The 13,306-nt window shown below is 46.5% G+C and carries 17 protein-coding genes; 6 read left to right on the forward strand and 11 right to left on the reverse strand.

The window, feature by feature from the left end; translation table 11 throughout:
- Positions 1 to 116 precede the first annotated feature (116 nt).
- From KNQ04_RS10580 to KNQ04_RS10600, 5 genes are all read left to right on the forward strand, one after another.
- The gene (locus KNQ04_RS10580) at positions 117 to 962 is read left to right on the forward strand and encodes a ComEC/Rec2 family competence protein (RefSeq protein ID WP_214850546.1); all 846 of its coding nucleotides are present in this window, start codon (positions 117 to 119) and stop codon (positions 960 to 962) included.
- A complete protein-coding gene (locus tag KNQ04_RS10585; RefSeq protein ID WP_214850549.1) occupies positions 959 to 1,183 on the forward strand; it encodes a DUF3006 domain-containing protein in 225 nt (74 codons plus the stop codon). The genes KNQ04_RS10580 and KNQ04_RS10585 overlap by 4 nt, the downstream gene beginning before the upstream one ends.
- Positions 1,184 to 1,204: 21 nt before the next feature.
- Positions 1,205 to 1,765 (forward strand): DUF5067 domain-containing protein, encoded by a 561-nt coding sequence (locus KNQ04_RS10590; RefSeq protein WP_214850552.1) that lies wholly within the window; start codon positions 1,205 to 1,207, stop codon positions 1,763 to 1,765.
- Between the two features lie 181 nt (positions 1,766 to 1,946).
- Positions 1,947 to 2,555, forward strand: a complete 609-nt coding sequence (locus KNQ04_RS10595) for a Cap15 family cyclic dinucleotide receptor domain-containing protein (protein ID WP_251137003.1) — start codon at positions 1,947 to 1,949, stop codon at positions 2,553 to 2,555.
- Between the two features lie 17 nt (positions 2,556 to 2,572).
- On the forward strand, positions 2,573 to 3,541 hold the full coding sequence (locus tag KNQ04_RS10600) for a nucleotidyltransferase domain-containing protein (RefSeq protein ID WP_214850554.1): 969 nt from the start codon (positions 2,573 to 2,575) through the stop codon (positions 3,539 to 3,541).
- A 69-nt stretch (positions 3,542 to 3,610) separates the two neighbouring features.
- On the opposite strand, the gene KNQ04_RS10605 is transcribed toward KNQ04_RS10600, so the two are convergent.
- From KNQ04_RS10605 to KNQ04_RS10630, 6 genes are all read right to left on the reverse strand, one after another.
- Positions 3,611 to 3,772, reverse strand: coding sequence for a hypothetical protein (locus KNQ04_RS10605; RefSeq protein ID WP_214850575.1), 162 nt, complete (start codon positions 3,770 to 3,772; stop codon positions 3,611 to 3,613).
- A gap of 84 nt (positions 3,773 to 3,856) precedes the next feature.
- Positions 3,857 to 5,320, reverse strand: coding sequence for an ImmA/IrrE family metallo-endopeptidase (locus KNQ04_RS10610; RefSeq protein ID WP_214850578.1), 1,464 nt, complete (start codon positions 5,318 to 5,320; stop codon positions 3,857 to 3,859).
- Positions 5,321 to 5,325: 5 nt separating this feature from the next.
- A complete protein-coding gene (locus KNQ04_RS10615) occupies positions 5,326 to 5,604 on the reverse strand; it encodes a hypothetical protein (protein ID WP_214850581.1) in 279 nt (92 codons plus the stop codon).
- Positions 5,601 to 6,056 carry a hypothetical protein gene (locus KNQ04_RS10620; RefSeq protein ID WP_214850584.1) on the reverse strand — a complete coding sequence of 152 codons (456 nt, stop codon included), beginning with the start codon at positions 6,054 to 6,056 and terminating at the stop codon, positions 5,601 to 5,603. Before KNQ04_RS10620 ends, KNQ04_RS10615 begins: the two co-directional genes overlap by 4 nt.
- A gap of 11 nt (positions 6,057 to 6,067) precedes the next feature.
- The gene (mobP2, locus tag KNQ04_RS10625) at positions 6,068 to 7,228 is read right to left on the reverse strand and encodes a MobP2 family relaxase (RefSeq protein WP_214850587.1); all 1,161 of its coding nucleotides are present in this window, start codon (positions 7,226 to 7,228) and stop codon (positions 6,068 to 6,070) included.
- Entirely contained in the window at positions 7,221 to 7,472 is a 252-nt protein-coding gene (locus KNQ04_RS10630; RefSeq protein ID WP_214850589.1) for a hypothetical protein, read from the reverse strand. The genes mobP2 and KNQ04_RS10630 overlap by 8 nt, the downstream gene beginning before the upstream one ends.
- Positions 7,473 to 7,609: 137 nt before the next feature.
- On the opposite strand from KNQ04_RS10630, the gene KNQ04_RS10635 reads away from it, so the two are divergent.
- Positions 7,610 to 7,747, forward strand: a complete 138-nt coding sequence (locus KNQ04_RS10635; protein WP_214850591.1) for a hypothetical protein — start codon at positions 7,610 to 7,612, stop codon at positions 7,745 to 7,747.
- Between the two features lie 451 nt (positions 7,748 to 8,198).
- Here the strand turns inward: KNQ04_RS10635 and KNQ04_RS10640 are convergent, their stop codons facing one another.
- The 5 genes from KNQ04_RS10640 to KNQ04_RS10660 are packed head-to-tail and all read right to left on the reverse strand — an operon-like array spanning position 8,199 to position 13,302.
- Positions 8,199 to 9,038: a hypothetical protein gene (locus tag KNQ04_RS10640; protein ID WP_214850593.1), complete on the reverse strand. Its 840-nt coding sequence runs from the start codon at positions 9,036 to 9,038 to the stop codon at positions 8,199 to 8,201.
- Positions 9,039 to 9,596 carry a hypothetical protein gene (locus KNQ04_RS10645; RefSeq protein WP_214850596.1) on the reverse strand — a complete coding sequence of 186 codons (558 nt, stop codon included), beginning with the start codon at positions 9,594 to 9,596 and terminating at the stop codon, positions 9,039 to 9,041.
- 13 nt (positions 9,597 to 9,609) lie between these two features.
- Positions 9,610 to 10,716, reverse strand: coding sequence for a lysozyme family protein (locus KNQ04_RS10650; RefSeq protein WP_214850599.1), 1,107 nt, complete (start codon positions 10,714 to 10,716; stop codon positions 9,610 to 9,612).
- On the reverse strand, positions 10,716 to 12,659 hold the full coding sequence (locus tag KNQ04_RS10655) for a VirB4 family type IV secretion system protein (RefSeq protein ID WP_214850602.1): 1,944 nt from the start codon (positions 12,657 to 12,659) through the stop codon (positions 10,716 to 10,718). Before KNQ04_RS10655 ends, KNQ04_RS10650 begins: the two co-directional genes overlap by 1 nt.
- Before the next feature lie 7 nt (positions 12,660 to 12,666).
- Complete coding sequence (locus KNQ04_RS10660) at positions 12,667 to 13,302, reverse strand: hypothetical protein (protein ID WP_214850605.1); 636 nt, start codon at positions 13,300 to 13,302, stop codon at positions 12,667 to 12,669.
- Between the last annotated feature and the right edge of the window lie 4 nt (positions 13,303 to 13,306).

Genomic DNA, 13,306 nt, shown 5'->3' on the forward strand with positions numbered 1-13,306 from the left:
TCGTTAGAATGCTGCACCTAACAATAAAAAGTGATAGGTGGTAAATATAACCAACTATATCCTGTAATTCACTGTATACTGAAGATAACTTACAAATCAGGAATGGAGCGATGAAGATGAAACGAAAATGGATGGGTGCTAGCTTAGCACTCGCAAGTGTAGGATTACTCGTCGGACCATTACAGGGAGCAGAAGCGGCGGTACCGAAAATCAAGGTCCATTATATCGATGTCGGTCAGGGAGACGCGATCTACATCAAGATGCCGAGCGGTGAGGACATCGTCATGGACGGTGGGAATAAAGGGAAGGGTGATGAGCTCGTTGCCTATCTGAAGAAACAGAAGGTTGGCGACATCGAGATGCTGATTTCGACACATCCGGATGCTGATCATATCGGTGGACTCGATGAAGTCCTCGATTCGTTCAAGGTCAAGAGCGTCTATGCACCGAAGGTCAAGCACACTACGCAAGCCTACAAAGACTTCTTGTTGGCGGTTAAACGCGAGAAGCTGACGATCAAGACAGCAAAGGCTGGCGTCTCGCTTCCTGTCAAAGGCGTGAAGGCGCAGTTCGTCGGACCAGTCAAGGACTACGCGAACAGTGATCTGAACAACTGGAGTGCTGTCCTACACGTCGCCTATAAGAAAAACACCTTCCTCTTTACAGGAGATGCAGAATTGAAATCAGAGCAGGACATGATTGCGAAGAAGAAGACGCTTCGTGCGGACGTCCTTAAGGTCGGGCATCATGGGGCGAAGACCTCGACGAGTGCGACATTCCTTAAATACGTTAAGCCAAAGTATGCCGTGATCAGTGTCGGAAAGAACGCATACGGACATCCGACTAACGAAGTCGTGACGAATCTGAAGCGTACAAAGGCGACGATGCTACGGACGGATAAGAGCGGCACGATCGTCTTCGAAGGAAACGGATCGTCCTACACGATTAAGAAATCGAAATGAAAAAGCGAAAAGGAATCATCGACCGGATTGAAGGAAAGTGGGTCGTCGTCGAGTTCGACGATGGGATGCGCGACATCTTGATTTCCCGCTTCCCGATGACGGTGGAGTCAGGCGATGTCATCTGGATCGATGAGTATGGTCATATTGAGAAGGATGATCGTGAACGGCAACGACTCTCCAGCGAAATTGATGAGTTGATGGAAGAACTATGGGAAGACTAAAAAAGAAATGAGCTGAAGCAGATGAATAAGTTAGGAAAAGCAGTCGTCATCGTCGGGTTAGGATTATCACTCGTTGGATGCGGCACACAAGAAACGGTAGAAGATCTACCTAAAAAAGCAGCGAATCCGACTGAAAAGGTCGAGGTAGCAGAAACGAAAAAAGAAGATGTCTATTTTAAAGACGACACGTTAAAGATTGACATGGCGACCGTAAAGATTCTTTCGACAGAAGTACTTGAACCGAGTAAAGAGTACTTCCGTGAGAAGGCGCAACTCGTCTTCACTTATGAGACAACGAATGATAGCAAGGAGCCGCTGAATGGAATGACTACGTGGATTGCTTGCTTCGAAGCGACACAAGAAGGAACGGATACGATCAATAAGTTAGAGGTAGGCATGACGCCACAAGAAGAGAAGTATGCCTCTTATTTAGAGCATCAGCTCGATGACATCAAACCGGGTGGTACTGCGAAGGGTGTCATGGCTTACGACATCGAAGATCCGAAGGCGGTCGTCACCTTGAAAGCGACTCAAGGGATGGCAGGAAAAGAGCTTGGTGAAAAGAAAATTGAATTGAAATAGAAATATGAAATCGAAGTGACTTATGTACATTACAGTTACTTCGATTTCATTTTACATAGACTTTTTTTGTTGATAAATAAGAACTAATGTTCTATTATAACTAAAGTAATAAAATGATAATTAAGGATTAAATTGGTTTTAAGGGAGCTTTTTTAATCATAACTTCATTTAAGGGGTGAGTATGATCTACAACGCTAATCTTTACTATCGTATTCTAGTTTCCATTGGAATCGTAATTTTCTCATTGCAAATTTTTATAAAGGATTTTTCCTTTGATTTATCGCTCTTAACCATAATATCTTCTTCAGCTGGAATCACTTTAATTTTAGATTTGATAGTGATTAAAGTTTTCCTTTGGAAATTATGCCCTGACTTATTCTATACATTGAAATTAATTAACACACCGTTTTTAGGCGGTGAATGGGAAGGGATAATGAAATCAGATTATATAGATCCTGATACGCAAAAGAGAGTAGACGAGATGCAGGTTCGTCTTCAAATTTTGCACACATTTGATAGGATTCACGTTAAAATGACGACTGATAAAGCATATAGTTCTAGTCATTCTGCTGATGTAACCACAGAAAATAGTGAGCAAAAATATTTAAATTATATTTATTCAGGAATTGCAGACAAAAATAAAGAAAAAAATCCACGTCATTATGGTGCTTCCAGACTAAGAATTTTATTTGAGGAAGAAATTTTTCTTGAAGGTACTTACTGGACGGATAGAAAAACTGCAGGGACAGTTGTTTACAGTAGAAAAACAAAGAAAAGTTCAAAAAATTGAAACCAGGAGTGTGAATAATGAAATTTACAGAACTACAATTAAAAGGGTTTTCAGCACCTCTTAGTAATTCAGAAGAAGAACGTTGTAAAAATGCTTTAAAAATGATTCGTGACGCTCTACAGTTGATTGGTTACGATGCTAGTTCTAAGGGGATTTATGAGTTAGAGGAGAGAACTCACGCGTATGCTCAAAATATGTACACACCATCTGGTGGAGAAATAGTTTTGTTTGTACAAGGATCATACGCTAATAATACAAATATCCGTACTCAAAGTGACGTTGATATAGCAGTAATTTTAGAGTCAACTTTTATTCCGAAGTACAGACCTAATATTTCAGGTGCAAATTACAATTTTTTGGATGGCACACATACGATTAGCACTTTAAAAGATGATGTAGAAAAGGCACTTAATAAAAAATTTAACTTTCAAGGCGTTGAACGGGGAGATAAATCGATTAAGGTTCATGGTAATAGTTATAGAGTAGATGCAGACGTAGTCCCTGCATATCGATTTAGAGATTATTCTGAGGATTATCGATTCGATCGAGATAATTTTGTAGGGGGGATTGAAATTAGACCGGATAGTGGAGGGAGTGTAATAAACTATCCGGAGCAACATATCAAAGTTGGTAAACAAAAAAATGTTTCTACGAATCACTCTTATAAAAAGCAAGTTCGGATAATGAAAAATATAAAAAAAGTTCTTAAAGAGGATGGATTTAATATTCCAGAAGGAGTTTCATCTTTTGGGCTTGAATCCTTGCTGTGGAATGTACCTGATAACATTTATAACAAGTATGATGCCTTACGTTACACTTTTGATGAAATCTTAAAATATTTAAAATCTGATTTAATCAATATTTCGGATTATAAAGAAGCGAACGGAATAAAACCTCTGATTACAAATTATGGTCAAAAACAAGGTTATAGAGAATTTATACTAAAATTAAGTGACTGGTTCGAATACGATATAGTCGAAGGTTGATTTTGAATTTAAACAGAAGTGAAGAGAGGATATTATGCTGAGACCGATTAGCATAATATCCTCTCTTTTTTATCCATTTAGAATTGTGATTGCTTTTTTCTCAGCCGTTTTCTCATCTGTCCAATCCATCTCAGACAACATACTCGCTTGAACCTTTTCAATTTGTTCACGTGTGTAATCGAGTTGCTCCATCGCGATGACAGCATAAGCAATTGCTTGGTTGTTAGTCATGATTATTCATCCACCTTATTCGTATTGTCAGTTTTATCCTACTTTTTTATAGTACTTGATTTTAAAAGAGGATAGGACATGTTTTTAACGGCTACGGAAATCTTGCTCCGGTATATTGAAGTAACGTGTTATGATTTGTCGTACTTTTTCTAAATCACGGTCTTCCGTCGAAATCATCTCGTCGTACCATGACTTTTCAAGTACTTGTTCTGTCTCCTTACTGACGACTTCTGTGTTCAGGATATGATGGTAGGGTCCCATTGCATCATCGAGGATGCGGAAGTGTTGGCTGATTGGTTCTTCTCCTGGAATGACCAACGTATAGGCGACTGTTTCGTGCTCGTCAAAATCACGGTCATTAGCTTTCGCGAACGGTTCGAAGAAGTCTGTTGCACCATGGACGAGCATCATCGGCTCATCGAACGTCGAGAGGTCTTGCTGCGTGTCCTGCTTGGCGATATTCGTCAGGTAAGCTCCGACGTCCTCCGGTGTGTGCTGCATGATCCGCTCGAGCCGTTCGGATAATGGCATCCCTTGATCCGTAATATGTGCCACGTTCTCGATATGTTCGATCATCTTGAGAGGCGATGCTTCCCGTTCAAGGACTTTTTCTTGTTCGAGCGAAGTGTGGATCTCGCGGATAAAATGACCGGATGTCTGATGGACTTCATGCAACAGATCTTCTTTATCGCGTAAGTCTTTCCCTTGTGTCCAACTGGCGAGGTACGATAACGAAAACTCATCTGTCGGAAAATCAAAATGAGCTGCAACCGTGTAGGCGACCATCTCCGCTTGGAATTCCTTCTCGTGCGTATTCAACTCGATTCCACGCTCTTCGTTTCGTTCTGTGTTATGCAGATTCGCATGCGCGAGTTCATGAATCATGACGGTAATATTCTCGATGTCCGAGTTCCGTGGATTCAAGGCAATCGCGTTTAGCTCTGGATAGAAGCATCCCTTCGCTGTACCAAGCTCATTCAACGGTTTATCAAGTAACGTCACGTCTTGTGTCTCAGCAATCCCGTTCAACGCACGGCGAAATGATTCTGCTTCACGAATTGAACCGTTCCGATGATACGAAGCAAACAGCTCGGAGACTTCGAGTCCCTTCTCACGGGCATCGGTCTGCGTGTACTCGAAGACGTGACCAATTTTATAGTACATCGCTTTCCGTGTCGGAAGAGCACCTTCCTTTGCGCGCTTTTGTTCTGTCTTCGTCGCATCCTTCCATGCCACCCAATCTGTCTCTCGTTTGATGAAGGTGACAGGGGAGGGGACGAAAATCTTGATCCCTTTCTCTCCTTTTTGGACCTGGACGCCTTGCTTCTCCCAGTACGCATAGGAACCGACAGCACGTGCGCCTTGGAACTGTTCCTCGATCAATAGCATGTTCCGCGTCGAGTAGCGATGGAACCGGCTCATGAAGTCGAGATGTTCCTTGATGCTCTCCTGACTGACGAAGTGAGAAGCGAGCTGCGTCTCCATCTTGTCGGTCAACGCTTGTACTTCCTTTTGATAATCCTCACGTGTTTTCTTCTTATATGCCATGTGTCTCACACTCCTTCATACGAAACGGGCGAATCAGCAGCACCTTCGAAATCTTCTAGTTCTTGCAGAACAATCGGATCGGCAACGAGTCGATCCAGTAGTAGATGACGACGATCACGTGACACCGGGAGTAATAACAAAGGTTCTTCCTGCAAGAGTTGCAGTAACGCGTGTTCATCCTGTGAAATCGGAATATCATAGTGCGCTTGATGAATCATGACTGTGACACGTGTCGAATGTAGCTCCAAAAACGTTGCGAGTGTGAAAGTTTCAAGTCGTCTCATTTGTGGATCATCCTTTCTTCATTTGAGTGCTTATGTTGCTTTCGCTGGTCGATTCGTTTTTTGACAGCCGTCTCTGCCGTCTCGAGGAATGAGGGACGATATTCGGTCGTCGGAATGATATCCTCGATGCTCTCCGTCTGCATTAAGGCTTGTACGAGTTCGATCAATACCTGTGTTTGAAGGTCTGTTTGTTGGACGCTCTTTCGTAACGGGGAGAGACTTTTTGTGATCTGTTCTTCCCAGAATGGTGTCAACTCTTGCTCGATCTGTTTCGAGACGGAACGACTGATATAGTTCAAGTCCCATTGCTTTTTGATCATCTCTTGATAGTCGCGGATGATGTGATCGATTGCCTGACCGATCCCTGGCAACCGTTCTCTCTCCCGGTATTCCTCTAAAAATTCAGCGGTCACGGCACTCATCCTGATCCGGACTTGCTTCGTTTCCTCCATTGCCCGTCACCTTACCTTTCGTGTTGGACTTCCTGTTCCAGTTGTTCAAACGCACGCTGGTTCTTGATGTGGTCCCACTCATCATTCATGTGTCGTCCGATTCGATAAAGCGTCTCTTGCATGATCCGTTCACGTCGAAAAGCAGACCGGATTCTTTGTTTGGGTGAGGATGCAACTGTCTTCGCAACCTTCTGAGGTGGCTTGGACGACTCACGCATTTCGCACAGGATGGCGTTTCCCATCCGTGTGTAGAGATCCTGTTCCTTCGTCTTGCGATAAGCCGATGCTTGGGATGCCGATCCATAACTTCGTTCGTAGAATGCGACCTCGGTATCGAGTTGTTGTTTAAACGCGTTGTGCTCTTTCTCGAAGTAGGTCGCAAGATACGTGTCAGTAAATTGATTGAGTGAAGGACGCAGTTCGTGCATGCCGTTCATGTTGTAATACCACTGCCGCTTGTCGTCCGGTAATTGTTTCTGAATCGTTTTGTACTGCCGAACGAGTTCCGGGTGTAAGATTCGATTCGAAGCGGACGTCGTCGAACGATTTCGTTTGTGTGCGAGCACTTCTTCCCGGATGAAGGTATTCAGTTTCTCTTGTTCACGTGTCCGGTCGGCAAGCGTATGGACGACTTGCGCCTTCATCTTCTCGATTGTTTTCGGTTTCCGTTTACCGCGTTCGCGTGGATGTATCGTCTCGACTGTCGCGACATGGACATGGATGTTATCCGTGTTGTAATGAATCGCAGCAGTCCATGTCGCATGCAACATCTGTTCCTTTTCGATCATCAAAGCGGTGGCATTGCGAGTTGCTTGCATCAAACGTTGTTCATCGATGTAACGATTTTCTTTGACACCGACTTCCTGTAACCACGCTTCATCGAATGAGATGACATCTTGCCAGAGGATGCTGCCGTTCTCCTGTGCTCGTCGGAAGACTTCACGCAATTGCTCTCGTTCAGTCGCACTCAATCGATCTTGCGTCGCTGTGAACAGACCGCTCGACTTTAGTTCATCCTCCATATAGTCATGGTAATTCTCGAATTGATGCGACCGTGCTTTCGTCTCCGGTCGGTCAATGTAATTGAGATACGTCGTATAGCGACGCGCTCGTCGGGTTGCTTGAGGGAGTTTGAACTTCGACTTGATGATGACACCGGGAACCTTAGTCATCCTGCATCACCTCACGGAAGAGTTTGGTCAATTGTTCGAGTTCGGTTGCGCTACGCTTCAGGTGTAAGGTGTTCGCTTCGATCTGTCGTTCGAGGCGTGCTACTTGCGTCGACTGGACGCCGTCCGCGCACCAGGTAGTCAGTAATCCTTTCAATAATTCTTGTCGGGAACACCTCTGTTTCTCCGCCTGTTCGTCGAGTTGTTTGACGAGGATGGGGTCGATGTCGCGAATCAAGAGATTCATCTGTCTTCCTCCTTCCTTTAGGAAAGTAAGTCTCGACGTTCTAAAAAATGAAAAGATTTCCGAACAATTGCTTCGTTCCTCCTGTCATTAGAAGTGAGAAAGGTGATACTACTCAGACGAGGAACGGAGGGAACTACATGCAGTCAATCATCGAACACAGTTACACATTCGGAGAAGCCTTGATTGTCTCATTGATCATCGAACTTCTGAAAAACATGTATTCGAGAACGCGCACACGTGAATCTGATTCACCAAATATGAGTGACGTCCATTAATCGAATAGAGATCAGATGAGAGTGAATTAAGAAAATTTTCCATTTGTTGAAACCTCGCTCTCCCAAATCATGTATAAGGATGAAAGGGGGAATTGAGGATGACGGTTTGGGCACTCGCTTTGTTCGGATTAGCATGTAGCTTCGGTTCGTTTTATGTCATGTTTAAAGTATTTGAGACGTTTAAAAAATAATCATGGAACGAATTCAACGAGCTGCGATGCTCGTTTTTTTATTGAATCAAACAGAAAAAATGAGTGGTCTCCAACCAAAAATTTATAGACCATAGAAACAGAAGTGGACCTAAAACCGTGAAAAAGAGCATAAGGGGAAACTGCTATCACGGAGCGTGCTAGCCTAGGCGGAGCCTAGTGTTTCCCTGATATCATCAAAATCGCCAAAAGGTCACACCGCGTGCCACTAAAAACGGTATTTTGGCACGGCATGTGCCACCTTACCATTTCAGTTCACGTGCTTTAATGCGTAGCTGATCTTGTCTTTTTTCTTCTTGCGTGAGTTGTTTTTTCAATTCCGTTTGTCTTAACAGTGCGTCCTCTTTGTCCTGCTTCAGATTGAAGATCTCGTCCTCACGTTCGACTTGTTCATCGAGTGTCAGGTCGGGTAAGGTGGCTTGCTTCGTCTCGATATCCTGTTCGATTTGCTGGACGAGAGAAGCTTGTGCCAGCTGTTCGCGCTTCATTTTCTTGATCCGTTTTTGACTTTGCACGTGCTCGTCAGCGAGAAAAAGTTGCGCATAGTCGTCTGCTTGTTGAATAGAAAGTGATGTTTTCAAGACAAGTCGCTGATCCATATAGAGTGATTCGCTGAGCGCCTCTTCTCGCTTCGTAGCACTCAGCTTCTCGAGTGACTGTTGAGGCTTAATCACATACAAGCGGAGGGCTAGCTGATAAAAGTCGCGAGGTACATTTTCGATTTCGAAGACATAGTTCTCATTCTGGTGATAGACGACTCGGACGCGCTGCTCATCCGTTGGTCGTTCCTTGTAGGCGACGCGCGTGACAAGTTTCGTCGCGTAGTCTTGGGGCTGGTCGAACTGGAGGCGGACACGCATCTGTTTGTGCTCTTCATCATGAGACCAGTTGAGAAGCGTTACGGTCTGTCCATTCGTCAACCGTTTTTCTTCACCGACTGGTGTTGCATTGATCGGTTGTTCCTCATCAAAGAAGAGGGAAGAGAAACCGAAAAACAGAAAACCGATTAAGAAAAACAGCCCTGTTCCGAGATACAACCGTGACCAATCACGGGTCAACGTCTTTCGTTTTCCTCTTCGCATTTAGACACCTCCTGATGACTTGAGACTCTTCATTTGGTCGACGATGTAACGACTGTCTTGGTTTGTAAACGTCAGTTCGACCAGCTCATCGGATGTCTCTTCATAGCCGTTTGAATCAATCGTCAACGTCCGTTTGAAGAGGACAAGGCAATGCTCCGGATTGTCACGGTTTGGAAAGACTTCGATGTCCGAGACTGAGGCAGTGAACTTGCTATCACTTCCGCTACTTGCGAACAACGTCCGTTTGATTGAATCCGACATGTACTGGCTGGCCTGTCGCTTACGCGTCGGATAGGTCCCGTCTTTCCACGTGAATGCAAACGAGATGAAGCGTTCTGCATTCTTAGAAATGAACGACTGCTGCTCTGGCTCCTCTGCGTCAGTGACGACAGTTGAGTCTGGTACAATCATTTCTGGTGACGAATCCTTTCTGTGTTTTTCTGAAGTCATGTGTAGTCCATCTGATGCCGACGAACGGTATTGGTAGACGTTAGCACTGATTGAAAGTAGCAGACAGAACAACACGAGCCACAAGAGATGACGACTCGTCAATGCCATGGTAGATTCCTCCTTATAGCGAAAACAGTGGCGCCGGATCGATGTGTCCGGACCAGTCGCTGGTCTTAAATTCGATGTGCAGATGATTTCCTGTCGAGCGACCGGTCGACCCACACATCCCGATTGCTTGTCCAGCTTCGATCTTTTGCCCCTTCTTAACCTGGCGTGCAGAAAGATGCGCGTAGGCGGTAATCCAGTCGCCCTGTTTGATCTGAATCAACTGCCCATATGGTCCGCGTAAGCCGCTATAGGTGACGGTACCGGAGCGGACAGCATGGACGCTATCCGTATCGTGGCAACTGAAATCGATGCCCGTATGAACGTCCGTCTTTCCGAAAACAATCCGGGATCCGAACCCCGACGTCATCTGAAGCGGGATGTCGAGGGGGGCATGGAGTTTACCTTTGATCGGTCCCGTCTTACCTTCTGCTAGTACCGTCGGTGTCAGATACCGGAGGACAGCATCGACATATTCGATGTCACCGTAACAGGCTTGATGCTCGATCGCGCTCGGACGATGGCACTGATAGATGCCGCTCTTCTTGACGCGTTGATACATCATCTGTGAAAAGGAGATTGCAAGTTGTTTCGTATAGCGTCCGCCGTTCTCTTGAACATAATCGATGAAGCCACCTCCGAAGTTGTAACTCTGGAGCGTCAACTTGACGTCCTCGTTCGCTCGCCGGAAGACCGACGCGAAGTGTTTCACTCCGTACTGAATGCTCTCATCAGGGGAGGTGATGCAGCCGATCCGTCCGCACTTCGATTCACTCGCTTGCATCGGATCATTCCCGCGTCCGCCACTCTCCTGCATCATCAGGGCGAGTACGACGTTCGTCTGTCCCTCGAGTTGTTCCTTTTTCAATTCACGCGCGATTGCTTCCCGGTATTGGAGAACATCATCACTGACTTGCAGACTTGCGTCTGAGTAAGTGATTGACGTCTCCGTCGCCTGCTCATTCTCGAGCCCGGTCAACGAATCGAGAATGCCTGCGACGATGATGATCAGAAGCAATAATAGTAGGGCGATACCAAGGGCGATCAGGCGATACTTTAAGGTCAAGAGTCGCCATTTCATCCGGACGGCGACACGTGCCGACTGCCGGACTGTACTCCACATCAGGCACCACCTCCGAACAAAGTCAGCTCCTCAGGTGAGACATCGACATCGAAAATCAGCGTCTTTACACCGGAGATGCTAAGCACGATGCGTCCGGTCTCGAGCGATGGAATCAACCGCGTCTCACTCGCGGTCAACTGTCCGTCGAAGACGGTCTGGATCGTCGGGATGCTCTCGGCATCCTGTTCGCCGATGAACTTATACTGTGTCAACTGGAACAGGGTCTTGACGTTTTCCGCGTTCTCCGACTTCGAACCGGTCGGAACAAAGTCCGTAATCAAATGCGAAGCGAAGAAGATGCCGCCGAAATATTTCCTTGCTTCGCGCATGAACTGTTGTAGGTATAGAATCGCGGGTTGGGCGATATCGCGTGTGTTGATCAGGTGATGTGCCTCATCAATGACAATCAGATACTTGAAGGCATCCTCGATTAATAGCTCGCCCTGGTTGTAGCTGCGGAGTTGTCCGGCACCGTTGAGGATCATCCCGTCCCACAGCATGTTCATCAGGTTGAAAACCTGTGCCTGAAAAATCTCGTCCTTCAAATTCGTTAGGTTACGTAGCGGGAACGAGACAATCGCTTCCTCATCGAACCGTTCGATTGAAGAGTGTCCGTCAAAGATGTTGCCGTAGTTGTGGACGAGGTTCGTAATGGCGAGTTCGATGTTCTCGAGCCGTCTGACACGGTTCATACTGATGGTCTCGCGGATCGTCGTACGCGCAGCATCGATATACAATTCGGAACGGACAAGCGTTAAGAAGTCGGAAAAGACAGGATAGGCATTCGCTGGATGTGTCGTGATCGGCGCGTCACCGTCTTCATTCCAGAGTCCCTTCTCAAGATAGAGCTGCCGGAGCAGAATCTCGAACTCGTTCGCTTCTTCTTGCATGGCTGCCGGATTGATGTAGTGATAGAAGACAGCAATCTTCGACAGATGTTGCATGAACGAGAGCGCCTCATCCGCAGATCCGTCAGCATGCGTGACCGTCTTATAGACATGGAGCGGATTGATCCGTCCGGCGGAACCGTCGAGCGCAATCTCTTTACCACCCAGTTGTCGTACGAGGTCGGAGAACTCACCGGTCACGTCCAAGATGCGGACGTGATTGCCTTTAATCGCTTGGTCGAGGACGGTCTTCTTGAGCAGCGTTGACTTCCCGGAGCCCATCTTCCCGATCATCAACGCGTTGTAGAACTTCCGTTGTTTGTCTTTATGGAACAAATCGAAGATGACACTCCCATTGGTGTCCGTCGTCCCGTAGTAAGTGCCGGTTGGGTCCTGTAGCGACGTGAAGTGGAACGGATAACCACCCGCAATCGAGAGCGACGGAATCTCTTTGCCGCGACGCCGGTTTGGTAGCTTTTGCTGTTGCTCGTAGCTCAGGAACAGGCTCTGCCATTCCCATTCCTGTTCGTTCAGGAAGACGGCAACGCGGAAATTCCGTGCTTCGAGTTCCTCCATCACGTCCTGAACTTGTCGTTCAAGTGCCTCAAGCGTCTTCGCTTTGACGTAGAGTCGGAGATGCAAGTACTTCATCGTCTCGCCTTGCGTGATCTGTTCGTAGAGTTCGTTCAGTTCCTTATACGTCTCGCGCGCATCAATCCGGTCGACATTATCTTTCGCATTCTCGAAGCGCGTATTCTGCTCGGCCATCGACTTATTGATCGTCCGGATCATCTCTCGCTTGTCCGCTGTCCCGATGTCGAGCGTCGTCAGGACACCGGGCAGGTTAAGGATTGGTTCGAGCCAGAAATTATAGACGGTCGACTGATACTTATAGACATGGAGGCAGGCGAGATAACCGTCACCGGTCCGGACATAGTTCGGTTCGAAGCGGAGTCCGCCTTGCGGTTGGATCGCTTGGACGAATGTCGGATTGTAGCCGTCCTGTTGTTTAATTGTCTCAGGATCTTGCTTCCGTAGAAAACGCGTACGCCACATGATGCCATCACTCCTTTCCGTCCTGAGTTGGTTTCGTATTCGGGTTGTGCAGTTGGAACAATACATGGATTTTCTGCTCGATCGTCAGTTCGACCATCGGGTTGCTACGTCGGAGGAGTTTCGTCAATTGATGCTTCCGTTCCCGGAGCATTGCCTCGTCCGGAGCATAAAAAAAGAGGAGATAATCGCGATTCGTGCGATGCTCCTCGAGGTAGATCAGTTCTTGTTTCTTCTTTTGGAGGAAGGGACGATAGGCGGCAATCTGATTCTGCCGCATCTGTCGTTCAATCCGTTGTTTCTGTTTTTCTAGATTAAGCGGTGTATTGAGCGGAATCACCTTCAATGGATGGACATACGCTTGTAAGAGATAGGCGAGGGAGAAGATGTCATGGTCCTTCTCCGTCTCAGATAGTCCGTAAATATCTTTTGAGGTCAGTTGAATGATGTCGCAAAACGTCCCGTCCTGCATCTCGAACACATCGAGCGCTGTGGAGTCGATAATCGGCAAAATGGAGGCGACTGACGGCGGGATGCGGACACGTTTTTCCTTGCGTGTTGGTGGTGTCGTCAACTCAACCTCGTCGAGCCAGGTAATATCGGTCATGGGACTTGTTTTCAATCGTGTATCTTCCGATAAACTCATCTGA

Source organism: Exiguobacterium sp. s193, from assembly GCF_018618755.1.
Lineage (GTDB): Bacteria > Bacillota > Bacilli > Exiguobacteriales > Exiguobacteriaceae > Exiguobacterium_A.

Bases quoted from the DNA above. Each gene is read 5' to 3' on its own strand.
- KNQ04_RS10580 (WP_214850546.1), top strand. From the start codon at position 117: ATGAAACGAAAATGGATGGGTGCTAGCTTAGCACTCGCAAGTGTAGGA.
- KNQ04_RS10585 (WP_214850549.1), top strand. From the start codon at position 959: ATGAAAAAGCGAAAAGGAATCATCGACCGGATTGAAGGAAAGTGGGTC.
- KNQ04_RS10590 (WP_214850552.1), top strand. From the start codon at position 1,205: ATGAATAAGTTAGGAAAAGCAGTCGTCATCGTCGGGTTAGGATTATCA.
- KNQ04_RS10595 (WP_251137003.1), top strand. From the start codon at position 1,947: ATGATCTACAACGCTAATCTTTACTATCGTATTCTAGTTTCCATTGGA.
- KNQ04_RS10600 (WP_214850554.1), top strand. From the start codon at position 2,573: ATGAAATTTACAGAACTACAATTAAAAGGGTTTTCAGCACCTCTTAGT.
- KNQ04_RS10605 (WP_214850575.1), bottom strand. From the start codon at position 3,772: ATGACTAACAACCAAGCAATTGCTTATGCTGTCATCGCGATGGAGCAA.
- KNQ04_RS10610 (WP_214850578.1), bottom strand. From the start codon at position 5,320: ATGGCATATAAGAAGAAAACACGTGAGGATTATCAAAAGGAAGTACAA.
- KNQ04_RS10615 (WP_214850581.1), bottom strand. From the start codon at position 5,604: ATGAGACGACTTGAAACTTTCACACTCGCAACGTTTTTGGAGCTACAT.
- KNQ04_RS10620 (WP_214850584.1), bottom strand. From the start codon at position 6,056: ATGGAGGAAACGAAGCAAGTCCGGATCAGGATGAGTGCCGTGACCGCT.
- mobP2 (WP_214850587.1), bottom strand. From the start codon at position 7,228: ATGACTAAGGTTCCCGGTGTCATCATCAAGTCGAAGTTCAAACTCCCT.
- KNQ04_RS10630 (WP_214850589.1), bottom strand. From the start codon at position 7,472: ATGAATCTCTTGATTCGCGACATCGACCCCATCCTCGTCAAACAACTC.
- KNQ04_RS10635 (WP_214850591.1), top strand. From the start codon at position 7,610: ATGCAGTCAATCATCGAACACAGTTACACATTCGGAGAAGCCTTGATT.
- KNQ04_RS10640 (WP_214850593.1), bottom strand. From the start codon at position 9,038: ATGCGAAGAGGAAAACGAAAGACGTTGACCCGTGATTGGTCACGGTTG.
- KNQ04_RS10645 (WP_214850596.1), bottom strand. From the start codon at position 9,596: ATGGCATTGACGAGTCGTCATCTCTTGTGGCTCGTGTTGTTCTGTCTG.
- KNQ04_RS10650 (WP_214850599.1), bottom strand. From the start codon at position 10,716: ATGTGGAGTACAGTCCGGCAGTCGGCACGTGTCGCCGTCCGGATGAAA.
- KNQ04_RS10655 (WP_214850602.1), bottom strand. From the start codon at position 12,659: ATGTGGCGTACGCGTTTTCTACGGAAGCAAGATCCTGAGACAATTAAA.
- KNQ04_RS10660 (WP_214850605.1), bottom strand. From the start codon at position 13,302: ATGAGTTTATCGGAAGATACACGATTGAAAACAAGTCCCATGACCGAT.